This window comes from Flavobacterium sp. (assembly GCF_044377315.1).
GTDB lineage: Bacteria > Bacteroidota > Bacteroidia > Flavobacteriales > Flavobacteriaceae > Flavobacterium.
In genome coordinates this window covers 70,861-95,379 of record NZ_JBILJG010000001.1, presented here as the reverse complement: position 1 = coordinate 95,379, position 24,519 = coordinate 70,861, and the positions used below count along the sequence as shown (strand labels likewise).

Genomic DNA, 24,519 nt, shown 5'->3' with positions numbered 1-24,519 from the left:
TTAATATGAAAAAAGTTTTAGTTTTTTTGAGTTTTATTCTATTGGCAAGTTGTTCAAATTCGACTGTTTCTAAACCAAAAAATTTGATTGACGAAGATAAAATGGTCGAAATTTTTTACGATTTAGCTTTGCTAGAAGCAGTGCGAACACAAATTCCGCAAGAAAAACAGCATTACAAAGGTTTACCAAACAAATATATTTTCAAGAAATATAAAATCGATAGTCTTCAATTTGTAAATAGCAATCAATATTATGCTTCTGATGTTTCTAACTACAAAAAAATGTATGAACTAGTAAAAGAAAAATTAGTAGCTGATACTGAAAAATTGAATCCAGTTCAGAATAAAGACACCAAAAAATCTCCTGAAGAATTAGAGTAAATAATCCCAAAAATTCTCTTTATGGATTACTTGAGTTGTTTTTGGATGGTAGTTAGCTGTAAATGATTTTGAAAATTTAACCTTCACATTTGGATTGTATTTTATTTCAAAAGCTTCAATTTCAGTGTTTTTTATTTCTAAATAATCGATTTTTGCTTGTTGTGTATTTCTCCAAAAAAACGATTCTTTAAATTGATTTTCATAAGACAGTTTTTTCAATCGTTCGCTAATTATAAAATTTTCCCAGAGCGAACCAACATCGTCTCTTAGCTCAATGGGATTAAAATTTTTGACAATTCGATTTCGTAAACCATTGTCCCAAAAATAGACTTTTCGACTTTTTTTAATTTCGTTATCTTGATTTTTGCTAAAGGCTTTTAAGCTGAAAACAATGAAATTTTTTTCGAGAATATCGATGTATTTTTCAACCGTTAATCTATTTATTCCTAATTCGTTGGCAAGTGAAGTTGTGCTTATTTCTAAACCGACTCTGAAAGCCAACATTTGAACCAAACGTTGTAATGTAGATGATTTTTTTATTCCTTCTAAGTTCAAAATGTCTTTGTACAAGAAGCCATCAACCAAATCATTGAGTATTTTTTCTTCCTTTCCAGGGGTTTGTAACAACTTCAGGATAATAGCCAAAAACCAATCGATGCGGAATCAAACGAGTTTCTTTTACAAAATTAGTGTGAGTTACCATTTCTTTATAGTTCAAAGGGAAAAGTTGTAATTCTTCTTTTCTATCAACCATGCTTTCCTTGGTTTTATCGGCAAGTTCAAAAGCACTGCTGCCCGAAGCAATTATTTGAATATCAGGAAAATTATCGACCATTCGTTTAATCAATAATCCGATGTTGTGAATCATTTGCGCTTCGTCAATTACGAGTATTTTGTTGTCGCCAACTATAGCTTTTAGCCTATCACTAGTGATGTTTTCAAGTAAAAGTTGCGTATCGGGTTCGTCACCATTCAACCATAAAAAAGAATAATTATAGCAAGTAGAAAGTATTAAAGACGTTTTCCCAACCTGACGTGCGCCAAATACAAGTATGGCCTTTCCTTTAAAAAGATAAGAATCAATTTCGGTTTGCTGAATTCTTGCTATCATTTTAAAATGCAAATACATAATAATTTGATATTACAATATCAAAAAAATATAATAATTTGATATTTGAAAGTATTGTTTAATCAAAAACTAACTGCTAAACACTGAATTAATTCCCTTTAAAATCTGCTTTTCTTTTTTCTAAAAAAGCAGTTGTTCCTTCCTTGAAATCTTCTGTTCCGAAGCATTTTCCAAAGTTTCTTATTTCGGTTTGGTAGCCATCAACACCATCTTTGAAGTTAGCGTTTATTGCGTTTATTGCCTTTCCAATTGCGACTGGAGAATTTCTCATAATTTTGTTAGCAATACCTTTTGTAAATTCTAAAAGTTCATTTTGTGGCACAACATGATTTACTAATCCGTATGATTTTGCAGTTTCGGCATCAATCATTCCGGCGGTCATAATCATTTCCATTGCGCGGCCTTTTCCAACTAGTTGAGGTAAACGCTGCGTTCCGCCATAACCTGGAATTACACCCAAAGAAACTTCTGGCAAACCCATTTTGGCATTGTCGGAGGCAACTCTGAAATGACATGCCATTGCCAATTCTAATCCGCCACCTAACGCAAAACCGTTTACGGCTGCTATTACAGGTGTTTTTAGTTTTTCGACAAAATCAAATAATAATTCTTGCCCTTTTGCTGCAAGATGTGCGCCTTCTTCGATAGAAAAATTGGCAAACTCTGAAATATCGGCACCAGCAACAAATGCTTTTTCGCCTTCACCAGTGATGATGATGACTCTAATTTCTGGATTAGCATCTAAATTCTCCAAACCATCATGAAGTTCTTGAATAGTTGCCACATTTAATGCATTAAGTTTTGATGGACGATTGATAGTAATTTGTCCAATTCCGTTTTCGGATGTAATAAGTATGTTTTCGAAGTTCATATTTTGTTGTAATAAGTTTATCTTTTAGCCCCGATTGTAGTGGAAATCCTTTTTCTTTTTTCTTTAAAAAGAAAAAGATTGCAACGAAAAGCGGGAAAATGGTTAACTAAAAATGCCCGAGCCATTCGCTCTACAATTTTTTATTTTTCAATTATAGGAAGCGAAACCGTGAACGTTGTTCCTTTTCCGTATTTGGTTTCAAATGTAATAGTTCCTTTGTAATTTTCGATAATGTTTTTGATAATTCCTAAACCAAGTCCCATTCCGCTGGTTTTGGTAGTGAATTTTGGCTCAAAAATATATTCGACATTTTCGGTTTCTATACCAATTCCGTTGTCTTTTACGGTTATATTTACGTTGTTTTCAAACTGTTTTACGGCAACAATAATCGATTTTTCCACTTGCTCTTCTGGAATGGCTTGAATGGCGTTTTTGACCAAATTGGTGATAATTCTAACCAACTGCGTTCTGTCCATTTTGGTGATAATTTCGGATGAATCGCTTTCAAATACAAGGTAGTCTTCGTTGAAAATATCTAATGAAAACTCAACAACCTCAACAACATTTAGCGTTTCATTTTGTTGTGCTGGCATAGAAGCAAAGTTAGAAAATGCCGAAGCTACCGAACTCATAGTATCGATTTGTTGAATCAAAGTTTTGGAATAATCGTCTAATTTTTGTTTTAAATTTGGATCATTTCCATCAAATTTTCTTTGAAAACTTTGCACGGTCAATCTCATTGGCGTTAGCGGATTTTTGATTTCGTGAGCCACTTGTTTTGCCATTTCGCGCCATGCTTGTTCACGTTCAGATTGCGCCAGCATAGAAGCACTTTCTTCTAGTTTGTCAACCATGTCATTGTACGCTTTTATCAATGAATTAATTTCTCGACTATTGGCTTCAATTACGATTTTTTCGTTTTTTTGATTCAAGCTAGTTTCATTGATCTTGTCAGAAATAGTTTTTAGAGACTTGGTTATATACGAAGCTAAAAAGTAAGCTAATGCAAAGGCAATCAATAACATAAATGCATAAACTTGACTCAAACGAATTAAGAACTCTTGTATTTCATCTTCATAAAAACTATCGTCTTCTACATAAGGTAAGTTCAAAATTCCAAGTGGTTTGAACTTATTATCTTTAATTTGACTATACGAAGAACGATTTTTTAATCCGTCAACATTTTTAATATCGACATATCTTTTTTCGATAGAAGATTGCACCAAACGAATGATATAGTTGGGAATTGGTGGCGAAACATCATCGACCGAAAAAGAAGCTTTTGAAGATTTTAGTAACTTACCATTTAGACTGTAAATATTGATTTCGAGGTTGTGAATATCGGCCAGTTCGTGAATTTTATCTTTGAAAATTAAAGGTAAATTATGTTCTGTCAAAGGATAAGTTGTCGTAACTAAAACGTAGTTAATATGTTCTTTGATAGCGTATTCTTTACGTTCTAATCGGTCTTGATGGTATCTTCTTGCTTCATTTTTAAACTGAATCACCGAAATAGAAGCCATCAAAATGGAAGCAATCAAAATCAATACAATCATCGATAGGAAAATCCTAATTCGAAGTGATAGCATTGACATTTTGAAGTTTTTAAACATATTTTTTACCACAAAGACACTAAGAAGACACGAAGTTCACAAGGTTTTAGTGTGCTTTGTGAAAGCTTTGTGAACTTAGTGGTTAGATTTTTCTCTTATTCTTTTATAAAATTTGAATCCGAGCATAATTATTATCGAAAATAAAAAGATTCCGATTACGCCATAAATCCAATTAAAAGCATTTTTTAAAATTACTAAAAAAACAACAGCAAATAAAATAATTGTGGCACCTTCATTCCAAAGGCGCATAAAATTGGAAGTATAATTGAATTTGTCGTTTTGCAATTGCCTATAAATTTGATGACATTTTAGATGGTACAAAAACAACGCCAAAACAAATCCGAGTTTCACGTGCATCCATGGCATTTGTAACCAAGCAGGCATCAAAATTAGTAACCAAACCGCAAATAATGTTGCCAAAACCGCACTTGGCCAAGTAATGATGTACCATAGTCGGTAAGTCATAATTTTGTATTGGTTTAATAAAATTTCTCTTTCTGGCGAAGGTTTTTTGTTGGCTTCAATTTGATAAACAAACAAGCGAACAATATAAAATAATCCTGCAAACCAAGTGATTACAAAAATTAAGTGAAGTGATTTTATGTATTCGTACATTTTAAAGCTATTTACTAATCACTATTTACTAATTACTACGTTTAAAATCCTCAATCCAATTTGCCACAACACCACACCATTCATCTTCATCATTCATACATGGAATTGCCATAAACTCTTCGCCACCATGGTGTAAAAATTGTTCATTAGCTTCCATTGCGATTTCTTCTAAAGTTTCTAAACAATCGGCTACGAATGCTGGTGTTACAACCGCTAATTTTTTAATTCCTTGTTCTGGCATTTTGTTAATTTCAACATCTGTGTAAGGCGTTAACCATTTGTCACCGGCTAATCGAGATTGAAAAGTTTGACTGTATTTTCCTTCGGGAATTCCTAACAATTTTACTACTTGTTTTGTGGTTTCATAACATTGATGACTGTAACAAAATTCGTGAGCTGGCGAAGGCGTATTGCAACACGTTCTGTCCATTTTACAATGCGATTTGGTTACATCTGTTTTACGAATATGACGTTTTGGAATTCCGTGATACGAAAATAATAAATGGTCGTAATCAAATCCTTTCAAATGTTTTTTGATTGAATTGGCTAATGCCTGAATATAATCGGGTTTGTTGTAAAAAGCTGGAACTTTTGTCAATTTCATTTCCGGAAATTTTGTTGCCACTAATTCGTCTGCCAAAACCCAAATAGTTGTGGTTGAAGCCATTGCGTTTTGTGGATACAATGCCAAAAGCATAACATCAGTAACGCCTTTATCTTTCAATTCTTGCAACCCTTTTTCAATTGTCATCGTTCCATAACGCATCGCTAAAGCCACAGGAATATCAACTACTTTTTGAACTTTCTGGTGCATTCTTTTAGAAATTACTATTAAAGGCGAACCTTCATCTGTCCATATTCGAGCATAAGCTTCTGCCGATTTTTTTGGTCTTGTTTGTAAAATGATACCTCGAACTAATAAGGCACGCAATAAAAACGGAACGTCAATTACGTATTTATCCATTAAAAATTCATCTAAATACGGCTTAACATCTTTAGCTGTTGGACTTTCTGGCGAACCTAAATTTACTAATAATACTCCTTTCATTGTTGCAATTTTTTTTGTAAAAGTAACTAATCTACTTTTTTAAGATTTTATGTTTATGTTTTTTTTATCGATTGTTTGATATACGAAATTTATTGGGCTATGTATTCGGATTTATAGACATCAAATATTTTTTGGGCGTTGTGGCAAATTTTTTCTTGAAAGCAGCAATAAAATGACTTCCGGTGCTGTATCCAATTTTTAACCCAACTTCGTTTACATTATAGGAACCGCTGTCTAATAATTGTCTTGCATAATCCATTTTGTAATCAAATAGAAATCCGTAAACTGTATCGCCATAAATTTGTTTAAACCCCATTTTTAGTCTTTTCAAACTCAACCCAACTTGTTCTGCTAATTCTTCTAAACCTGGCGGTTCTGACATCTTTTGAATGATAATTTCTTTGGCTTTTTTGATTTTTAAAACATTTTCTTCATCTATCAAAAACGGACATTGTTCAGCATTTGGATCTTCCGAGCGATTGAAATACAAACTTAATAATTCGTATCCTTTACCTTTATAGTATAAATTTTTTATGGATGGATTCAAATTATAATGAAACAATTGACTTAAAACAATCGCCATTGACGGACTGATGTCAGTTTCTTTATAATATTTTTTATCCTTATTGTCTGTGCTCAAAAACGGAATATGTTCGGCTTCTGAAGAAAATAAGCCGTGAAATTTTTGGATAGATATAATCACTGAAATTATCCACGAATTTGGTGAAATTTTCAAATTTAATGGCAATTCTTTTTGCGGATTGTAGAATAAAAGTGCTTTTTCTTCTCTCAAATCTAAAGCATAATTTCCATCATTAAAGACAAATTTTGCTTTTCCTTTAATGCCAAAATGAAATTGAATAAGACCTTGGTTTACATGTCTTTTCACGTTAAAACTCTCATTTTCATCATTTTGAAAACGAATTAATGTAAAATCATTTTCAATTTTTATTTCCTCTTGTGAACCCATAGCGATATTTTTTCGTATCTGATGTTGGAATCTTGTCTTTTTATTATTTAGAATTAATCTACATAATTTAGTTTAAAAGACTTGATTTTATTGCAAATTTATAATAAATAACGCTAAAAAGTCAAATAACGCTTAAAAAAACGCATAGCGACACAAAAAGTACTTTGAGCGTTACTTTTATAAATAGTATAGTAATATTTTTGTTGAACTTTTAGGTAAAGTAAAAATATGGAAAATTTTAACATGTCGAAACACACCACTTTTTATGTATTGGGCTTAAGCTACAAAAAAGCTGATGCAGCAATAAGAGGGAAATTCAGTTTAGATGCTAAAGCCAAAGCAACTTTACTAATACAAGCTGAAGCCGAAGGAATTGATTCTTTAATAGTTTCTTCTACATGTAATCGAACTGAAATTTATGGTTTTGCACAACATCCGTATCAATTAATAAAACTTTTATGCGCTAACAGTCAAGGTTCTGTAGAAGAATTTCAAGAAGTTGCTTATATTTATAAAAATCAAGAAGCAGTCAATCATATGTTTCGCGTTGGAACAGGTTTAGATAGTCAGATTCTTGGTGATTTTGAAATTATTAGTCAAATAAAAACTGCATTTAATGAAAGTAAATCTAACGGAATGGTTAATTCATTTCTAGAAAGATTGGTTAATTCGGTTATTCAAGCGAGTAAAAAAATTAAAACACAAACTGAAATTTCTTCAGGGGCAACTTCTGTTTCTTTTGCATCGGTGCAATACATTTTCAAAAATGTTGAAGATATTGCCAATAAAAACATTTTACTTTTTGGAACAGGAAAAATTGGAAGAAATACTTGTGAAAACCTTGTAAAACATACCAAACACGAGCAAATTACTTTAATAAATCGTACCAAATATAAAGCAGAAAAACTAGCTCAAAAATTAAATGTTATTGTAAAAGATTATGCCGATTTACAATTGGAATTACAAAAAGCAGATGTGGTTGTAGTGGCAACGGGCGCCCAAAATCCTACAATTGACAAAGCAATTTTGAATCTTAAAAAACCAATGTTGATTTTAGATTTATCTATTCCAAAGAATGTAAACGAAAATGTAAAAGATATTGAAGGCGTTACTTTAATTCATATGGATCATTTGTCGCAAATGACTGATGAAACTTTGGAAAACAGAAAACTACATATTCCTCAAGCCGAAGCAATTATAGAGGAAATCAAAGAAGAATTTATAGCTTGGACCAAAAATAGAAAGTTTGCGCCGACTATTCATGCTCTAAAAGAAAAATTAAATTCTATCAAAGACGGCGAGTTAAATTTTCAACGTAAAAAATTAGCTAATTTTGACGAAGAACAAGCCGAATTAATCAGTAATAGAATCATTCAAAAAATCACGAATCATTTTGTTAATCATTTAAAAGATGGCGACTCAATGGAAGAAGGAATTGAATGGATTGAAAAAGTCTTTCAACTAGAACAAGAGAAAATATTTAATTAAAAAACTTTGCGTCTCTGCGTCTTTGCGAGAAATTAATCAACAATATAGTGTCTGAAAAAACAATACGTATAGGAACTCGTGACAGTGAATTAGCACTTTGGCAAGCAAACACCGTTCAAAAACAACTCAACGATTTAGGTTACAAAACCAAAATTATAGCCGTAAAATCGCAAGGAGATATCATTCTCGATAAACCGCTTTACGAACTCGGAATCACTGGGATTTTTACCAAAACATTAGACATTGCAATGATAAACGGTCAAGTGGATATTGCCGTGCATTCGATGAAAGATGTTCCAACTGCTTTACCAATTGGAATTGTGCAAGCAGCCGTTTTAGAAAGAGCTAACATTTTAGATATATTAGTTCACAAAGGAAATACCGATTTTCTTGAAACCGAAGCTACTATCGCAACAGGAAGCCTACGTCGTCAAGCACAATGGTGGAATAAATATCCAAATCACAAAGTTGTTGACTTACGCGGAAATGTAAATACTAGAATGCAAAAACTAAAAGAAAATGAGTGGAACGGAGCTGTTTTTGCGGCAGCAGGTTTAGAAAGAATCAACTTAAAACCAGAGAATTACATCAATCTCGATTGGATGATTCCAGCGCCAGCACAAGGGGCTATGGTTGTGGTTGCTATGGCAAACGACAATTTTACATTAGACGCTCTTTCGCAACTAAATCATATTGAAACTGAGATTTGCACCTATATTGAAAGACAATTTCTAAAAGCATTAGAAGGTGGATGTACAGCGCCAATCGGAGCAATTGCAAACTATAATGAAAAGGAAGACACTATAGATTTCAAAGGAGTTTTACTGTCTATCGACGGAAAACAAAAACTAGAAATCGAGAAAGGAGTAGATATTTCAGAATGGAAAAAACTAGGTTTCAATGCAGCACAAGAAATTTTAAATAATGGAGGTAGCGAATTGATGACTGAAATAAAGAAACAATTGAAGAAATAGAGTGTTTATTTATGATAAATTCAATTTATAAAAAAAGCATTATATTTGTATGGATATAAATTTCATAAAAGATGAACTACAACATATCATTCAAGGAAAGAGCCAAAATAGCCAAAAAACTCTTATCCAAACAATCGCCAGTTACCTTGGAGCAAGCCAAACAGCAAGCTCAATGGTTAAAATCGATAAGTACTTCAAACAAGAAGAAACAAAGAGCATAATTGAATTTTGCAATCAAAATAAACTTTGGGCTAATAATAAAGTAAATTTTGATTTATTTGTATCTGAAGGTGCTGAACAAAAAGTTTATATTAAAAATGAAAAAACCGTATATAAACTTAACGATTCAATTTACTATTCTTCGTGGCAGGATTATTTCAAAAATTTATTGCTAAATAATTATTTTTTTCCTGAAACCTCATACACATTAGTTGGTTTTTGTAGAATTGAAGAAGCTCTTTATGCATTGGTTGAACAACCTTTTGTAAAAGCAAATCAACCAACTGATTTATTTAAAGTTAAAGAGTTTATGATTGCTAACGGTTTTGAAAACACTAGAAATCACGATTATTTTCATCCTGATTTAGGGATTATTCTCGAAGATTTACATGACGAAAATGTACTAACACAAGATGGTATTTTATATTTTATTGACACCGTTTTTTATAGTAAATAATGACAAAACAAATCAACATAGTATCCACCAAAATGCTTTTACCAAATCAAAAGCAATATTTATTCGACGCCAATATTCATCTGATAGAAGAGGATTTCATTGAAACTAAGATCAAGAATTTTGAACTTTCTAAAGTAAATGATAATCTAATTTTCACAAGCCAGAATGCCATTCAAAGTATTTTACAACATCCAAAATGCAACGAACTAAAAAGCAAAAATGTCTTTTCTGTAGGAATGAAAACCAAAGATTTATTAACTGAAAACGGATTTAATGTTATCGCATACACTGGTTACGCATCCGATTTAGCTGAAATAATTTCATTGATTTACAGTAAAGAAAGTTACACCTTTTTCAGCGGAAATTTACGTAGAGATGTATTACCAAACACCTTAAAAGAAAACGGAATAGTAATCAACGAAATTGAAGTTTATGAAACCAACATCACTTCAAAAAAAATTAAAGAAAAGATAGACGGAATACTATTTTTCAGTCCATCAGCGGTTGAAAGTTATTTAAAACTGAATACCATAAAAGATGAAATTTGCTTTAGCATCGGCGAAACCACAGCAGAAGCATTGGAAAACAAAAAAACAAAGAATATCATAATTGCAGTTAAACCAACAGTTGAAAATGTAATTATAGAAGTTATAGAACACTATAAAAATTAGTTTAAGTTTCAAAGGCAACAACTTTTAAACTTTTAAACTCATAAACTTTTAAACTAATGATTAAAAACGACCTATTTTTAAGAGCTTTAAACAATGAAACTGTTGAACGTCCACCAGTTTGGATGATGCGTCAAGCTGGAAGATATTTACCGGAATTTAGAGCTTTGCGTGACAAATACGATTTTTTTACACGTTGCGAAACACCTGAATTAGCAGCAGAAATCACCGTTCAACCTATTAGAATTGTAAAACCAGATGCAGCTATTTTATTTTCAGATATTTTAGTTGTGCCACGTGCAATGGGAATTCATGTAGAATTGAAGGACAATTTGGGACCCATTATTCCAAATCCAATTCGCACTATGAAACAAGTAAATCAAGTAATTGTTCCAGATGTAAACGAAACTTTAGGTTACGTTTTTGATGCCATCAAATTAACCAAACAAATGTTGAATGATGAGGTTCCGCTTATTGGTTTTGCAGGTTCGCCTTGGACTATTTTTTGCTATTGTGTGGAAGGAAAAGGTTCCAAAAGCTTTGATACGGCAAAAGGTTTTTGCTTTTCAAATCCAATTGCAGCACATACATTATTGCAAAAAATCACCGATACAACTATTCTATATTTAAAAGAAAAGGTAAAATCAGGAGTAAATGCAGTTCAGATTTTCGATTCTTGGGGCGGAATGTTATCGCCAGTAGATTATCAAGAATTCTCTTGGAAATACATCAACCAAATAGTTGAAGCTTTGGCTGAAGAAACTAAAGTTATTGTTTTCGGAAAAGGTTGTTGGTTTGCATTGAATGAAATGGCACAATCTAAAGCATCAGCACTTGGTGTAGATTGGACTTGTTCAGCAAGAAATGCGCGTTATTTAACAGGCGGAAAAATCACATTACAAGGAAATTTCGATCCATCAAGATTGTTATCACCAATTCCAACCATCAAAAAAATGGTGCACGAAATGATAGACGAATTCGGAAAAGACAATTATATAGTAAATCTTGGTCACGGTATTTTACCAAATATTCCTGTAGATCATGCGAAAGCATTTGTGGAAGCGGTGAAAGAATACAATAAATAAGCTAACAGCCTTCAGCTAATAGCTTTTAAAATGAAAAACAAATTTCTACACCTACATAAAAACCTTCTAACCCATGACCAAAGAAACCGCCATAAAACTATTTGAACAAAAGCAAGTTCGTTCCTTTTGGAATGAAGATGAAGAGAAATGGTATTTTTCAATTGTTGATGTTATTCAAGTTCTTACTGAGCAAGCGGAATATCAAACGGCTAGAAAATATTGGAATAAACTTAAAGAAAGACTAGTAGCCGAAGGAAATCAAACGGTGTCAAATTGTCACCAGTTGAAAATGGAAGCCGCTGATGGTAAAATGCGATTAACCGATGTTGCTGATACCGAACAATTATTTCGATTAATACAATCTGTTCCGTCCAAAAAAGCAGAACCTTTTAAACTTTGGTTGGCTCAAGTTGGTAGAGAAAGAATTGACGAAATTGAAGATCCAGAATTAGGTTTTGATAGACTTATGGAAACCTATCTTAAAAAAGGATATTCCAAAGAATGGGTAAATCAACGATTAAAAAGTATTGAAGTAAGAAAAGAACTTACCGATGAGTGGGATAATCGAGGTGTGAAAAAAGGACAAGAATATGCCATTTTAACTGATGAAATCACTAAAGCTTGGAGTGGCTTATCGGTTAAACAATATAAAAATCACAAAGGATTAAAAAAAGAAAACTTGCGTGATAATATGAGCAATCTTGAATTGGTTTTAAATATGTTAGCAGAAGCAACAACTACTGAAATTAGTAAAGAAAAGAAGCCAAAAACTTTTTCAGAAAACAAAAAAATTGCCAAACAAGGCGGCACCATTGCAGGAAATACCCGAAAACAAATAGAAGAAAAAACAGGTAAAAAAGTAGTGAATAAACTAAAGGCTTCGGATTTTTTAAATAGCAAAAAAGAATTAGAATAATGAAAGATAAATTCCTAACATATATCCAAATTCTCCAAAACCAAATCACTTCCAAACTAGAAGAAGTGGAAGGTGTTGCCAAATTCCGTGAAGACATTTGGGAACGACCAGAAGGCGGTGGCGGAAGAACACGTGTTATAGAAAACGGAAACGTAATCGAAAAAGGCGGTGTAAATATTTCAGCAGTTCACGGAAAATTACCTGATTCGATGCAAAAATTATTCAACGTTGGCGAAGCCGATTTTTTTGCTTGTGGTTTGAGTTTGGTAATTCATCCAAAAAACCCGATGGCGCCAACAGTTCACGCAAATTGGCGTTATTTTGAAATGTATAACGAAAATGGTGAAATTATAAATTCGTGGTTTGGTGGCGGACAAGATTTAACACCTTATTATTTATTTGAAGAAGATGCGATTCATTTTCATCAAACCTGTAAAACCGCTTGCGACAAACATAATCCCGAATTTTATCCAAAATACAAAAAACAATGCGATGCTTATTTTTGGAACGCACACAGAAATGAAGCTCGAGGCCTAGGCGGATTATTCTTCGATTATTGCAAAGAAACGGATGAAATAAAAATGGAAGATTGGTACAATTTTGTAACCGAAGTCGGAAACAGTTTCCTTCAAGCCTACGTTCCAATTTTAGAAAAAAGAAAAGAGTTACCTTATACACAAGAACAACGAACTTGGCAAGAAATCCGCCGTGGTCGTTATGTAGAATTCAATTTGGTACACGACAAGGGCACGTTATTCGGATTAAAAACCAATGGAAGAATTGAAAGTATTTTGATGAGTTTACCACCAAATGTACAATGGGTTTACGACCATCATCCAGAAGTTGGCGGCGAAGAAGAAAAATTAATTAAAGTATTAGAAAATCCTATTGATTGGATAGCCCCCTAACCCCCGAAGGGGGAACGCCAAGCAAACTGATATTTTGTCTATAAATAAAATTATGTATTAACTTAAAACCTATTGACCCCTAATAGGAATTCCCCCTTTGGGGGTTAGGGGGCTGATTATGTTCCCATTACAAAGAGGCAGAAGATTACGCGTTAACGAATCCATTCGTTCATTAATTCGCGAAACAACATTAAGTCCATCCGATTTTATGTTTCCAATGTTCATTGCAGAAGGCGAAAACGTAAAAATTGAAATTCCTTCAATGGTAGGTATTTACCGTCGTTCAATAGATTTGACTGTTGAAGAAGTAAAAGAACTTTTTGCTTTAGGAATTCGTGCCGTAAACATATACGTAAAGGTAGACGAATCTCTAAAAGACAACACCGGAAAAGAAGCTTGGAATCCTAATGGATTGATGCAAAGAGCCATCAAATCAATCAAATTGGCTTGTCCAGAAATGATTGTGATGCCAGATGTTGCCTTAGATCCATACTCAATTTACGGTCATGATGGAATTATCGAAAACGGTGATGTTGCAAATGATGCTACAAACGACGCCTTAGTAAAAATGGCGGTTTCGCACGCCCAAGCAGGAGCCGATTTTGTTGCGCCAAGCGATATGATGGACGGGCGTGTTTTTCGTTTGCGCCAAGGTTTAGACGCTGCAGGATTTCCAAATGTGGGCATTATGAGCTATTCTGCTAAATATGCTTCAGCATTTTACGGGCCATTTCGTGATGCTTTAGATAGTGCACCAAAAGAAGCCGATGTCGAAGTGCCAAAAGACAAAAAAACCTACCAAATGGATTACGCCAACCGCATCGAAGCCATCAAAGAAGCCTTAATGGATGTTGAAGAAGGCGCCGATATGGTTATGGTAAAACCAGGAATTGCCTATCTTGATATCGTTCGAGAAGTCAAGAATGCTGTTAATGTTCCCGTTACCGTTTTTCACGTTTCGGGCGAATACGCAATGATTAAAGCCGCTTCCGAAAGAGGCTGGCTTGACCATGACAAAATCATGATGGAACAATTAATGTGCATCAAGCGTGCAGGAGCGAGTTTAATTTCGACTTATTTTGCCAAAGAAGCAGCAATTATTTTAAATAAATAGGAGCGAACCTGCCTGCCGTTAGGCAGGTGGCTCGGGCTTTATCAGTAATGGTAATATGCCTGTCGGCAGACAAGTTCCCGCTTTTCTCTCCAATAACTCTGTCAAATTTCAAAACTTTGACAGAGTTGATTTCCGTTTCAATCGGGGCTAAATAGCATTTGTATTGATTTTTTTGTTATCTGATAAAATCATATATTGTGCAAACTTTCGAGATTACCTTTGGTCATGTTTTAATAAAAATTTAAAATGAAAACAATTCTAAAATCACTAATATTACTAACAGTAATAACTATAGTAAGTTGTGGCAAAAACAAAAAAGAAGACAAATTTGGCAATCCTACTTCTAACCAAAAAGCAACTGCAGAAGCAATAGAATTTCCTTTAGCCGAAAAAGGAAAAGAAATCTTTGAAGGTAAAGGAACTTGTGTTACTTGTCATAAACTAGACATTAAAGTAGTTGGACCAAGTATTCAAGATATTGCCAAAATTTACAAAGAAAAAAATGCAAGTATCGCCACATTTCTAAAAGGTAACGAGCAACCAATTATTGACTCAACTCAATTTGAGGTTATGAAAGCCAATTTTGCAATAACAAAAGCAATGACCAACGAAGAACGTCAATCATTAGAACAATATATCCTTAGCGAAGGAAAATAATTTTTCATATTTCTATTTTGTGAATCACAAAGTTAGAATGAGTTTTTCTTTTTGGCTTTGTGGTTTTTTAATGTTCGCTAACCAATTCTAGTTCGGTTCTGAAAGCTAGTATTTTATCGCCAAAAAGTTTTGCCCCTTCTTCACGAAGTCTTGGTGCATCTTCATCATAATAACGTTGTAAAGTTTCTTTGCTATCGGTTGTGTATTGAATGGCATATGTCAAGCCACCCATTTCTTCTTCAACCAGAACTTTTACCATTCTAGCTGATGAAAATTTGCCAGTTGCAATAACCTCATTTATATGTTTGTTTTGCATCCAATCAAGCCATTGGTCATGTGCACTTTCGTGAATATTTACAGTTACATTATAATAAATCATACTCTTGAATTTTTTTTCTATTGAAAACACCCAGCTGTTAGATAGGTTTACAAAGTTGCATCTCCACGAAGCTGTCGGTATTTTTTTCTTGCTTCTACATAATAAATACTGTCTTCGTGTTCTATAATAACTTTTTCATAAAGCGACTTTGCTTTTTCTATATTACCTTGATTATTGTATATTTCTGCAGAAAAATACAAAGCTTCATCGGTATAAATTTCGTCTTTATGTTTGTTGATTATTTCTTGATATTGAGCTAAAGCGGTTATTAAATCTCCATTTTTTTCATACATTTTACCCAAGCGCAACAACGTAATTGCTTTTATTTCATCTGCTTTTTCAAGTTTTAAAACCTCTAAAAAGGTTGTTAATGCTTCTTGTCTTTTGTTTTGATATAAAAGATAATCAGCTCGTGCAAATTTTTTCAAAGCCGTTTGAGTTGAATCGGCAATTGTATTGTCATTTATCAGCAAGAAATATTCCAAAGCATCATTAGCAATCAGTTGTGTCGAAGCCGATTTTAGTTCTTTAAATTGTTTTGAAGCCCATTCAAAATCGGTTTTAAAATAACTAGTTTTAGCCGCTTTCAAACTTGCTTCATGACCAACAATATCATTCTTTAAATCTTCTTCTATTTGAGAATAATATATTAAGGCTTGATTAAATTTTTCCTCAAAAAGCAGAATGTCAGCTAGTTCCATTTTAACATCTGCCTTCTGGTAATTGGTAATAGGCATTTCCAAAGCATTTTTCAGAATGGTTTTGGCTGTTTCAGGATTTTTTAAATTAAAAGCTAAAAAATGAGCTTGAAGAATTTGTAGCGACAATGTGTATGGACTAATTTCATATTCTTTCAAAAGTGCAATCAACTCATTTTCGATAACAGGATAGTCTTTTTCTGGAGCTGATTTTATTTTCATTTGCATCAAATAGGCGTTCGATTGAACTAACAAATCCAAATCTTTGGTATTTTCTAATACAAAAGTCAAAATCTCTTTAGCTGTTTCGTCTTCGTTTTCTTCAATGGCTAATTGACCAAGATTTACGATATTTCCAAATGACTCAGGATTACGTTTGTAAATAGCTTTTTCTTGAATAAAAGCTTTTCCATATTCTTTTTGATTTACAAAAAACCAACTTAAATAGTGATTCCACAAAATATTTTGATCTTTTTGCGAACGAAGTAACAGGTTTTTTCTAAGTGCATCATTAAAATTAGCATCAGCATCTTCCATCATAAAACGCGATAACTGATTTTGAATCATAATAGAATTTTGAGGATTGGTAGCAGCTTCGTCCAAAAAGGCAGTAATCATCATATCGGTATTTCCCAATTGACCATAAAGCAATGCCATTTGGAAATTGAAATTGAATTTTGGTTCTTTTTCTAAAGCCAATTGATACGATTGAAGCGCATATTTAATCAAAGATTTTTTTTCAAAAACTTGGGCAATGCTATAAACTTCGTTTGCGTTTTTTCGTATCCTATTCAATGCTTCTTCGTAGTAACTTTTGGCTTTAGCATCGTCTTTTTTCAATTGAAAATTATATCCTAATTCTATAAAAAGTGAAGCTTGTTTGTATTTGGTAAAACGTTCTTGAATGGCTTTTTCGGCAACATCATATTGTTGAAGTTGTTGCTGGCAATCAACTGTTTTTTGAAAATAATGACTGTTTGAAGGACTCATTTTCAATAAATCTTGATAGGAAAGTAACGCTTTTTCAAATTCGCCTCGGTCAAAATAATTTTGAGCCAACTGTTCGTTTTGAGCAAAAACAGTTAGTGAAAAAAGAAAAAGAACAACAGAGACAATTTTTTTCATTCCAAAATTTAAAACAATAATGTACTAAAGTAACACAATTTGTGCCAAAATAGTACATTAATACAAAAGTTTAACTTTATTAGTTAATGATGTCAAATCCGCAATATGGGCGAAGCACCTCAGGAATTACGATTCCGTTAGTTGTTTGGTAATTTTCTAAAATTCCAGCCAAAACTCTTGGTAATGCTAGTGAACTTCCATTTAACGTGTGTGCTAATTGGTTTTTTCCATCTGCATCTTTGTAGCGCAATTTTAAACGATTAGCTTGGAACGTTTCAAAGTTAGAAACAGAACTAATTTCTAACCAACGTTCTTGCGCAGTAGAATATACTTCAAAATCGTATGTTAATGCCGAAGCAAATCCCATGTCGCCGCCACAAAGGCGTAATATTCTATAAGGTAATTTTAGTTCGTCCAAAATGGTTTTTACATGCTCCACCATTTCGTCTAAAGCTTTGTATGAATTATCTGGATGTTCAACACGTACAATTTCTACTTTATCAAACTGGTGTAAACGATTCAAACCTCTAACATGAGCGCCATAAGAACCAGCTTCTCTTCGGAAACATGGAGTGTAACCAGTACATTTTATTGGCAAATCATTCGGATTCAAAATCACATCTCTAAAAATATTAGTAACAGGAACTTCCGCAGTTGGAATTAAATATAAATCATCGGTTGCGTCATGGTACATTTGACCTTCTTTGTCAGGCAATTGTCCAGTTCCGTAGGCAGATGCTTCGTTAACTAAGTGTGGCACTTGGTATTCTAAATAACCTGCATCAGTATTTTTATCTAAAAAATAACTAATTAAGGCACGTTGTAATCTTGCGCCTTTACCTTTGTAAACAGGAAAACCAGCCCCTGTTATTTTTACACCCAATTCAAAATCAATAATATCGTATTTTTTTACTAATTCCCAATGAGGCATTGCGCCTTCATGTAGAACCGGAAATTCACCAGCTTGAAAAACATTCAAATTATCTTCAGGTGTTTTTCCTTCAGGAACGATTTCGGCTGGAAGATTTGGTATCGTATAAAGTTTTTCAGTTAATTCTTTGGCAAGTTCATCTGTTTTGTCGGCTAATTCTTTACTTTTTTCTTTTTGTAGAAGAACTTTTTGTTTCAAAATTTCGGCTTTTTGCTTTTCGCCGTTTTTCATCAAATCGCCAATTTCTTTAGACAATTTATTAGTTTCGGATAAAATAGTGTCCATTTCTACTTGAGTTGCTCTACGTTTTTCGTCTAGCTGCACTACTTCATCAACAATAGATTCGGCATTTATATTTCGTTTTGCCAAAGCGTTAATCACTTTTTTCTGATTTTCTCTAATAAATGCTATCTGTAACATGATTTTTAATTTTATAAGAATGCAAATTTAGGAAAATCATTCGTAAAAAAAGCATCAAAAACCGAAAACAAAAAAGAGTCAAACAACCCTTAAAAAAAACAGCAATATTTCACTTTGACAGTTAGTTATCAAATAATTCGAATAGTATTCTTTACATTTGATAAAAATTTACATAAAATGAAAAAACAGTACCTACTATTTTTGGCTTTGACTTATGCTTTTTCTTTTGCACAATCGGATGATGCCTACAAAGAAATTGAAGAAATTGCTAATATTGAAAAGAAGTCAGCCTCTAAAATCATGAATTTTGTTGCCAACCCCAACACCGCAAATTATGATTTGACTTATCATAAATTAGAATTTACTGTTGATCCATCAAATTATTATATTGCTGGAAAAGTAACTTCAACATTTACAGCTTTAGAAAATATGAGTATTATCATATTTGATTTGTCGAGTGAATTAACAGCGCTTTCTGTCAAAAAGAACAATGTAAATTTGACATTTTTTCAAAACACTAATAATGAATTGATAATCACTTTACCATCAGTTCAAGCAACTGGAACTTCGGCTACAGTTGAAATCACTTATCAAGGAGCACCTCCATCTACTGGTTTTGGCTCATTTGAGGTAACAACTCATGCAGGTCAGCCAGTTATGTGGACCTTATCAGAACCATTTGGCGCAATGGAATGGTGGCCATGTAAACAAGATTTGAGTGATAAAATAAATTCAATTGATGTCTTTATTACTTCACCAACAGCATTAGTTGCAGTGGCGAATGGTATGCAACAAGCTAAGGTAAATAATGGTGATGGTACTTCAACAACTCATTTTCAACATAATTATCCTATTCCAGCCTATTTGATAGCAATTGCTGTTACAAACTATTCTATCTACAACCAACAAGCTGGTTTAGGAACACCTGAAAGCCCATATTTTCCGATAGTAAATTATTTATACCCTGAACAAGCAGCCTCAAGTCAAGCCAATTTAGCTGTAACACCAGCTATCATGAATTTTTTTGAATCTACTTTTGAACCATATCCTTATAGAAATGAAAAATATGGTCACGCCCAATTTGGTTGGGGTGGAGGAATGGAACATACAACAGTTTCTTTTATGGGAAGTTTTGATAGAGGATTAATAGCACATGAGTTAGCGCATCAATGGTTTGGAGACAAAATAACATGCGGAACTTGGAAAGATATTTGGTTGAACGAGGGTTTTGCTACGTATTTGGCTTCGATGGTTATTGAAAATTTTGATGGTGAAACGGCTTTTATAAGTGATAAGAACAGTAAAATTACTAGTATTACTTCGCAAAGTGGTGGTGCTGTTTATTTGACTAATTCGGAAGCAACCAATGTAAATAGAATTTTTAGTAGCCGACTTTCCTACAATAAAGGAGCGATGGTTTTGAATATGTTGCGTTTAAAATTAGGAACTACCAACTTTATACAAGCATTAAAAAGTTATCTTAGCGATGTTGATTTAGCTTTCAATTATGCAGTTACACCAGATTTAAAAGAACATTTAGAAACAGTTTCTGGATTAGATTTAACAGAATTTTTTAACGACTGGGTTTATGGTCAAGGTTATCCAATATATGCTATTCAAGCTGGTAATAGTTCACCCGGAATGGCAACAATTATTGTTAATCAAACACAATCTCACTCTTCTGTAAGTTATTTTGAAGGACAAGTTCCAGTGAGACTTACTGGTACTGGTGGACAACAACAAGATTATATCTTGAATAATACTGTTAATGGGGAAAACTTTCAAGTTAGCGTACCTTTTAATGTAACAGGAGTTGTTTTTAATCCTAAGAAAGATATTATTTCTAAGAATAGTACAGCTGTTCTTGCTAACGATACATTTGAACTTGATAGTAAAGTTAGTATTTATCCTAATCCTGTTACAACTGAACTAAATATTCAAATTCCTTCAAATATTAGTTTAGAAGCAGTTGTTATTTATAATGCTTTAGGTCAAAATGTATTTGAAAGCAAGGCAACATTTGTTGACATAAACTCATTATCAGCCGGAGTTTATTCTCTCAAAATTATAACTTCTGAAGGTTCGGTTCTTAAAAAATTCATAAAAAAATAATCTCGGCACATAAATTGTAAAAAAGTAAGGCGAAAACCTTACTTTTGCTTTTTTTAGCAATAACCTATTCAAAAATTAAATGATACAATTAGCACAAATATTATTCATATTATCGGTTTTAGTAATACTTCACGAGTTTGGTCACTATGCGGCGGCCAAGATGTTTAAAGTTAGAGTAGAAAAGTTTTACCTTTTTATGGATGTTGGTTTTTCAATTATCAAAAAGAAAATAGGAGAAACTGAATGGGGAATTGGATGGTTGCCTTTAGGAGGGTACGTAAAACTTTCGGGAATGATAGACGAAAGTATGGACACCGAACAACTAAAACAAGAACCACAACCTTGGGAATTTCGTTCTAAACCAGCTTGGCAACGACTTATAATAATGTTAGGTGGAATTATTGTAAATATTCTATTGGCATTGTTAATTTTTACAACATTATACTCAACAGTTGGTCAAAAATATATTTCTACAGAAGTAGTTCAAAAAAACGGATTGGCTTTTGGAGAAGTTGGAAAAAGCGTAGGATTTAGAAATGGGGATAAGATTGTAGCAGTTGATGGAAACCCAGTAAATGTAAAATTCAACCGACTAACTATTGATGTCCTTTTAAGCAACAAAATTACACTTGAGCGTGATGGTAAAAAAGTTGACATGTCACTTACCGATGAAAACATTGGAAAAATTTTGGGTATGGAAGGCAAAAGTTTTATGTCACCAAGAACAACTTTTTCGGTTGATTCAATTTCTGCTGATTCAGAAGCTAAAAAAGCAGGTTTGCTTAAAGGGGACAAAATTGTAGCAGTTGATGGAATAAAAGTGCGCTATTTTGATGAATTAAATTCATTATTAAATAATAGAGCGAACGATAGCATTGAACTTAAAATTGATAGAAATTCGACAGAAGTTGTTGTAAAAACAAAATTGAATAAAGACAGCAAAATTGGTTTTATGCCAAAAATAGCTTTAATTGACGAGGAATTTGAAGTAGTAAACAAACTATCCTTAGGCGAATCTGTTTCAGCAGCAGCTAAAGAATCATGGCAGTTATTGGTTTATAACGTAAAGCAGTTTAAGTTAATTTTAAAACCCAAAACAGGCGCCTATAAACAAGTAAAAAGCCCTATCGGAATAGCACGTATGTTGCCAGAAACATGGGATTGGGAATTTGTATGGGGATTCACAGCCTTATTTTCAATTGCATTGGCGTTTATGAACCTGCTTCCAATACCAGGATTAGATGGTGGGCATGCTTTATTTACAATTGCCGAAATGGTAACAGGAAAAACTTTGAGCGAAAAAGCAATGGGTTATGTACAGACGGGTGGAATGATTTTCTTGCTGAGTTTGATGGCATTAACCTTTGGAAAAGATATTTACCAATGGGTTGCAGAAACTTTATTGGCAAAATAATTTAAAAAAAATCAAAAAATATTTGCAAAAAGCAAAAAACGCACTATATTTGCACCGCTTTAAAAGGCAATACGCCTTCCTCCTTAGCTCAGTTGGTTAGAGCATCTGACTGTTAATCAGAGGGTCCTTGGTTCGAGCCCAAGAGGGGGAGCAAAAGTCCAGCAGAAATGTTGGACTTTTTATTTTTAATAAAATTTCTAGTGTTTATTCTTTAATAAACTTACTAGCGGTTCTATCTGATACCTTTAAATAATAAATACCTTCCGATAATTGTTCAACATTTATGGTTGTTTCAATTTCATTTAGTTTTCCATTTAAAACAACTCTTCCTAGATTATCAATTATTGTATAAGGTTGATTAACGATACTAGGTTCAACCTTTATATTTAACACACTTAAAGCAGGATTAGGATATAGTTGTAAACTACTTGTATCAAAGACTTCCGTGGCTAAATCACTACAATTAATTGCTAACCCTAAATCTGTTATAGTCCAATTGTAAGTATTAAGTATAGAAGTTCTTGCTGCATAGCCATTACAATAATAAGAATTGCCTCCTGAAAAAACAACATTTGGTTCTAAAGGATTCTCATTTGGTGCTATTGTTGCCCAACCTATTAGTAGCGCATCATAATTATTTATAGAAAGTTGTGCTCCTGCAAACATAGATGACATATTAGTTACATTACCAACATTCCATGATCCAATAGGTTGGTCAAATGAGGAAGGCCCAAAAAACATAGGATCATTAAAAAACATAGAATCCATATCGATAACACTACTCACATTCCAAGAGTCAATAGGCTGGTTAAAGGCGGAAGCGTTACTAAACATATTAGACATATAGATCACACTACTCACATTCCAGGAACCAATAGGTTGGTTAAAGACAATAGCTTGCCTAAACATATAACCCATAGCAATCACATTGCTAACATTCCAAGAACCAATAGGTTGGTTAAAGATATTAGCTTGATCAAACATACCACCCATATTAGTCACATTGCTAACATTCCAAGGCCCAATAGGTTGGTTAAAGGAAATAGCGTGTGAAAACATAGAAGACATATTAGTCACATTGCTAACATTCCAAGCCCCAATGTTTTGGTTAAAGGAAGCAGCGTTTTCAAACATAGAAAGCATAGTATTCACATTGCTAACATTCCAAGCCCCAATATTTTGATTAAAGGTATTAGCTTGAAAAAACATACCAGCCATAGTAGTCACATTGCCAACATTCCAAGAACCAATATTTTGGTTAAAGGAAATAGCGCCTGCAAACATACCACTCATATCAGTCACATTGCTAACATCCCAAGAACCAATATTTTGGTTAAAGGCGGGAGCGTTACTAAACATACTACCCATATCAGTTACATTACTAACATTCCAAGCTCCAATATTTTGGTTAAAGATAATAGCTTGACTAAACATACCATTCATATTGTACACATTGCTAACATTCCAAGCCCCAATATTTTGGTTAAAGGAAGTAGCTTGACTAAACATACCACTCATATTAAGCACATTGCTAACATTCCAAGCCCCAATAGGTTGGTTATAGGAAGTAGCGCCTGAAAACATACCATTCATACTGTTCACATTGCTAACATTCCAAGAACCAATATTTTGGTTAAAGGAATTAGCGCCTGAAAACATAACATTCATACTGTTCACATTGCTAACATTCCAAGAACCAATATTTTGGTTAAAGGAAGTAGCTTGACTAAACATACCAGCCATAATAGTCACATTGCTGACATTCCAGGAACTAATAGGTTGGTTAAAGGAAGTAGCGGTGTAAAACATAAAATTCATATCGGTTACATTACTCACGTCCCAAGACCCAATTGGTTGGTTGAAAGTTACTGCTTGATAAAATAAATTAGTTGTATTAGTTACAAGAGTCGTTACAATATTATCAAATGGAATTGGTGTTGTACTGCCTGGAGGTGTAAAATAACTTATGCCTGAAGGAATATTATTAGCATAATTAGTAATATTACTGGTCGTTGAATTATCTACAATGGCAAACCATTCTATCCCTGTCCCTCTTGGGTTTGCTTGAATAAAGTAGGAGGGTGACGGAACTGATGTGCCAGTCCATTTAATGGTAATTAAGTTAGTATCTAATACAACTTGTGCATTGATAGTTTGAACGGCTAAAAATACTGAAATAATTAGGAGTGTAATTTTTTTCATAATTATTTTGTTTAATTTATTTAATTGTAAATATATTAAAAATAAAATAAAAATTGTCTATGTCCTTGATTTTATTATAATTGAGTAAGTAATCATAGCGTCAAAATTGTAACTTTCTCCAATAGG

General features: G+C 33.1%; 23 protein-coding genes and 1 tRNA gene. 13 read left to right on the top strand and 11 right to left on the bottom strand.

Features of this window, described 5'->3' with window-relative positions; translation table 11 throughout:
- Window positions 1–5: 5 nt before the first annotated feature.
- On the top strand, window positions 6–380 hold the full coding sequence (locus ACIQ66_RS00460) for a DUF4296 domain-containing protein (RefSeq protein ID WP_396210849.1): 375 nt from the start codon (window positions 6–8) through the stop codon (window positions 378–380).
- Here the strand turns inward: ACIQ66_RS00460 and ACIQ66_RS00455 are convergent.
- The 7 genes from ACIQ66_RS00455 to ACIQ66_RS00425 all read right to left on the bottom strand — a co-directional run bounded on the left by ACIQ66_RS00455 (window position 372) and on the right by ACIQ66_RS00425 (window position 6,626).
- Window positions 372–1,007, bottom strand: coding sequence for an ATP-binding protein (locus tag ACIQ66_RS00455; protein ID WP_396210848.1), 636 nt, complete (start codon window positions 1,005–1,007; stop codon window positions 372–374). The two genes, ACIQ66_RS00460 and ACIQ66_RS00455, sit on opposite strands and share 9 nt — an antisense overlap.
- Window positions 967–1,491: an AAA family ATPase gene (locus ACIQ66_RS00450; RefSeq protein WP_396210847.1), complete on the bottom strand. Its 525-nt coding sequence runs from the start codon at window positions 1,489–1,491 to the stop codon at window positions 967–969. Before ACIQ66_RS00450 ends, ACIQ66_RS00455 begins: the two co-directional genes overlap by 41 nt.
- A 106-nt stretch (window positions 1,492–1,597) precedes the next feature.
- Window positions 1,598–2,380, bottom strand: coding sequence for an enoyl-CoA hydratase/isomerase family protein (locus tag ACIQ66_RS00445; RefSeq protein WP_396210846.1), 783 nt, complete (start codon window positions 2,378–2,380; stop codon window positions 1,598–1,600).
- Between the two features lie 140 nt (window positions 2,381–2,520).
- Window positions 2,521–3,936, bottom strand: coding sequence for a sensor histidine kinase (locus ACIQ66_RS00440; RefSeq protein ID WP_396210901.1), 1,416 nt, complete (start codon window positions 3,934–3,936; stop codon window positions 2,521–2,523).
- A gap of 132 nt (window positions 3,937–4,068) precedes the next feature.
- Window positions 4,069–4,608, bottom strand: a complete 540-nt coding sequence (locus ACIQ66_RS00435; RefSeq protein ID WP_396210845.1) for a CopD family protein — start codon at window positions 4,606–4,608, stop codon at window positions 4,069–4,071.
- Window positions 4,609–4,636: 28 nt separating this feature from the next.
- Window positions 4,637–5,656 (bottom strand): ferrochelatase, encoded by a 1,020-nt coding sequence (gene hemH, locus ACIQ66_RS00430; RefSeq protein WP_396210844.1) that lies wholly within the window; start codon window positions 5,654–5,656, stop codon window positions 4,637–4,639.
- A 97-nt stretch (window positions 5,657–5,753) separates the two neighbouring features.
- A complete protein-coding gene (locus ACIQ66_RS00425; protein WP_396210843.1) occupies window positions 5,754–6,626 on the bottom strand; it encodes a helix-turn-helix transcriptional regulator in 873 nt (290 codons plus the stop codon).
- 228 nt (window positions 6,627–6,854) lie between these two features.
- On the opposite strand from ACIQ66_RS00425, the gene hemA reads away from it, so the two are divergent.
- From hemA to ACIQ66_RS00380, 9 genes are all read left to right on the top strand, one after another.
- Window positions 6,855–8,114 carry a glutamyl-tRNA reductase gene (hemA, locus tag ACIQ66_RS00420; RefSeq protein WP_396210842.1) on the top strand — a complete coding sequence of 420 codons (1,260 nt, stop codon included), beginning with the start codon at window positions 6,855–6,857 and terminating at the stop codon, window positions 8,112–8,114.
- A 47-nt stretch (window positions 8,115–8,161) separates the two neighbouring features.
- Entirely contained in the window at window positions 8,162–9,088 is a 927-nt protein-coding gene (gene hemC / locus ACIQ66_RS00415) for a hydroxymethylbilane synthase (RefSeq protein ID WP_396210841.1), read from the top strand.
- A gap of 49 nt (window positions 9,089–9,137) precedes the next feature.
- A complete protein-coding gene (locus tag ACIQ66_RS00410) occupies window positions 9,138–9,764 on the top strand; it encodes a hypothetical protein (RefSeq protein ID WP_396210840.1) in 627 nt (208 codons plus the stop codon).
- Window positions 9,764–10,435, top strand: coding sequence for a uroporphyrinogen-III synthase (locus tag ACIQ66_RS00405; protein WP_396210839.1), 672 nt, complete (start codon window positions 9,764–9,766; stop codon window positions 10,433–10,435). Before ACIQ66_RS00410 ends, ACIQ66_RS00405 begins: the two co-directional genes overlap by 1 nt.
- A gap of 56 nt (window positions 10,436–10,491) precedes the next feature.
- Entirely contained in the window at window positions 10,492–11,517 is a 1,026-nt protein-coding gene (gene hemE, locus ACIQ66_RS00400; RefSeq protein WP_396210838.1) for a uroporphyrinogen decarboxylase, read from the top strand.
- 73 nt (window positions 11,518–11,590) lie between these two features.
- Window positions 11,591–12,433, top strand: a complete 843-nt coding sequence (locus tag ACIQ66_RS00395) for a Bro-N domain-containing protein (RefSeq protein WP_396210837.1) — start codon at window positions 11,591–11,593, stop codon at window positions 12,431–12,433.
- Window positions 12,433–13,341, top strand: a complete 909-nt coding sequence (gene hemF, locus ACIQ66_RS00390) for an oxygen-dependent coproporphyrinogen oxidase (protein ID WP_396210836.1) — start codon at window positions 12,433–12,435, stop codon at window positions 13,339–13,341. The genes ACIQ66_RS00395 and hemF overlap by 1 nt, the downstream gene beginning before the upstream one ends.
- Window positions 13,342–13,459: 118 nt before the next feature.
- Complete coding sequence (hemB, locus tag ACIQ66_RS00385; RefSeq protein ID WP_396210835.1) at window positions 13,460–14,455, top strand: porphobilinogen synthase; 996 nt, start codon at window positions 13,460–13,462, stop codon at window positions 14,453–14,455.
- 246 nt (window positions 14,456–14,701) lie between these two features.
- Window positions 14,702–15,112, top strand: coding sequence for a c-type cytochrome (locus ACIQ66_RS00380; RefSeq protein WP_396210834.1), 411 nt, complete (start codon window positions 14,702–14,704; stop codon window positions 15,110–15,112).
- Window positions 15,113–15,179: 67 nt separating this feature from the next.
- On the opposite strand, the gene ACIQ66_RS00375 is transcribed toward ACIQ66_RS00380, so the two are convergent.
- The 3 genes from ACIQ66_RS00375 to serS form a co-directional block, all read right to left on the bottom strand.
- The gene (locus ACIQ66_RS00375; protein ID WP_396210833.1) at window positions 15,180–15,491 is read right to left on the bottom strand and encodes a DUF4286 family protein; all 312 of its coding nucleotides are present in this window, start codon (window positions 15,489–15,491) and stop codon (window positions 15,180–15,182) included.
- A 47-nt stretch (window positions 15,492–15,538) separates the two neighbouring features.
- On the bottom strand, window positions 15,539–17,314 hold the full coding sequence (locus ACIQ66_RS00370; protein ID WP_396210832.1) for a tetratricopeptide repeat protein: 1,776 nt from the start codon (window positions 17,312–17,314) through the stop codon (window positions 15,539–15,541).
- A 79-nt stretch (window positions 17,315–17,393) separates the two neighbouring features.
- Complete coding sequence (gene serS / locus ACIQ66_RS00365) at window positions 17,394–18,665, bottom strand: serine--tRNA ligase (protein WP_396210831.1); 1,272 nt, start codon at window positions 18,663–18,665, stop codon at window positions 17,394–17,396.
- Window positions 18,666–18,842: 177 nt separating this feature from the next.
- Between serS and ACIQ66_RS00360 the strand changes: the two genes are divergently transcribed.
- The 3 genes from ACIQ66_RS00360 (at window position 18,843) to ACIQ66_RS00350 (ending at window position 22,342) form a co-directional block, all read left to right on the top strand.
- Window positions 18,843–20,777: a M1 family aminopeptidase gene (locus ACIQ66_RS00360; RefSeq protein WP_396210830.1), complete on the top strand. Its 1,935-nt coding sequence runs from the start codon at window positions 18,843–18,845 to the stop codon at window positions 20,775–20,777.
- A gap of 79 nt (window positions 20,778–20,856) precedes the next feature.
- Window positions 20,857–22,191, top strand: a complete 1,335-nt coding sequence (gene rseP, locus ACIQ66_RS00355; protein WP_396210829.1) for an RIP metalloprotease RseP — start codon at window positions 20,857–20,859, stop codon at window positions 22,189–22,191.
- 77 nt (window positions 22,192–22,268) lie between these two features.
- A tRNA-Asn gene (locus ACIQ66_RS00350) sits at window positions 22,269–22,342 on the top strand.
- A gap of 53 nt (window positions 22,343–22,395) precedes the next feature.
- On the opposite strand, the gene ACIQ66_RS00345 is transcribed toward ACIQ66_RS00350, so the two are convergent.
- Entirely contained in the window at window positions 22,396–24,393 is a 1,998-nt protein-coding gene (locus ACIQ66_RS00345) for a BspA family leucine-rich repeat surface protein (protein ID WP_396210828.1), read from the bottom strand.
- Window positions 24,394–24,519: the final 126 nt, after the last annotated feature.

What these genes read in the sequence shown, in the direction of transcription:
- ACIQ66_RS00460 (WP_396210849.1), top strand. Translation starts at nt 6, where the DNA reads ATGAAAAAAGTTTTAGTTTTTTTGAGTTTTATTCTATTGGCAAGTTGT.
- ACIQ66_RS00450 (WP_396210847.1), bottom strand. Translation starts at nt 1,491, where the DNA reads ATGATAGCAAGAATTCAGCAAACCGAAATTGATTCTTATCTTTTTAAA.
- ACIQ66_RS00445 (WP_396210846.1), bottom strand. Translation starts at nt 2,380, where the DNA reads ATGAACTTCGAAAACATACTTATTACATCCGAAAACGGAATTGGACAA.
- ACIQ66_RS00440 (WP_396210901.1), bottom strand. Translation starts at nt 3,936, where the DNA reads ATGATTGTATTGATTTTGATTGCTTCCATTTTGATGGCTTCTATTTCG.
- ACIQ66_RS00435 (WP_396210845.1), bottom strand. Translation starts at nt 4,608, where the DNA reads ATGTACGAATACATAAAATCACTTCACTTAATTTTTGTAATCACTTGG.
- hemH (WP_396210844.1), bottom strand. Translation starts at nt 5,656, where the DNA reads ATGAAAGGAGTATTATTAGTAAATTTAGGTTCGCCAGAAAGTCCAACA.
- ACIQ66_RS00425 (WP_396210843.1), bottom strand. Translation starts at nt 6,626, where the DNA reads ATGGGTTCACAAGAGGAAATAAAAATTGAAAATGATTTTACATTAATT.
- hemA (WP_396210842.1), top strand. Translation starts at nt 6,855, where the DNA reads ATGGAAAATTTTAACATGTCGAAACACACCACTTTTTATGTATTGGGC.
- ACIQ66_RS00410 (WP_396210840.1), top strand. Translation starts at nt 9,138, where the DNA reads ATGGATATAAATTTCATAAAAGATGAACTACAACATATCATTCAAGGA.
- ACIQ66_RS00405 (WP_396210839.1), top strand. Translation starts at nt 9,764, where the DNA reads ATGACAAAACAAATCAACATAGTATCCACCAAAATGCTTTTACCAAAT.
- hemE (WP_396210838.1), top strand. Translation starts at nt 10,492, where the DNA reads ATGATTAAAAACGACCTATTTTTAAGAGCTTTAAACAATGAAACTGTT.
- ACIQ66_RS00395 (WP_396210837.1), top strand. Translation starts at nt 11,591, where the DNA reads ATGACCAAAGAAACCGCCATAAAACTATTTGAACAAAAGCAAGTTCGT.
- hemF (WP_396210836.1), top strand. Translation starts at nt 12,433, where the DNA reads ATGAAAGATAAATTCCTAACATATATCCAAATTCTCCAAAACCAAATC.
- hemB (WP_396210835.1), top strand. Translation starts at nt 13,460, where the DNA reads ATGTTCCCATTACAAAGAGGCAGAAGATTACGCGTTAACGAATCCATT.
- ACIQ66_RS00380 (WP_396210834.1), top strand. Translation starts at nt 14,702, where the DNA reads ATGAAAACAATTCTAAAATCACTAATATTACTAACAGTAATAACTATA.
- ACIQ66_RS00375 (WP_396210833.1), bottom strand. Translation starts at nt 15,491, where the DNA reads ATGATTTATTATAATGTAACTGTAAATATTCACGAAAGTGCACATGAC.
- ACIQ66_RS00370 (WP_396210832.1), bottom strand. Translation starts at nt 17,314, where the DNA reads ATGAAAAAAATTGTCTCTGTTGTTCTTTTTCTTTTTTCACTAACTGTT.
- serS (WP_396210831.1), bottom strand. Translation starts at nt 18,665, where the DNA reads ATGTTACAGATAGCATTTATTAGAGAAAATCAGAAAAAAGTGATTAAC.
- ACIQ66_RS00360 (WP_396210830.1), top strand. Translation starts at nt 18,843, where the DNA reads ATGAAAAAACAGTACCTACTATTTTTGGCTTTGACTTATGCTTTTTCT.
- rseP (WP_396210829.1), top strand. Translation starts at nt 20,857, where the DNA reads ATGATACAATTAGCACAAATATTATTCATATTATCGGTTTTAGTAATA.
- ACIQ66_RS00345 (WP_396210828.1), bottom strand. Translation starts at nt 24,393, where the DNA reads ATGAAAAAAATTACACTCCTAATTATTTCAGTATTTTTAGCCGTTCAA.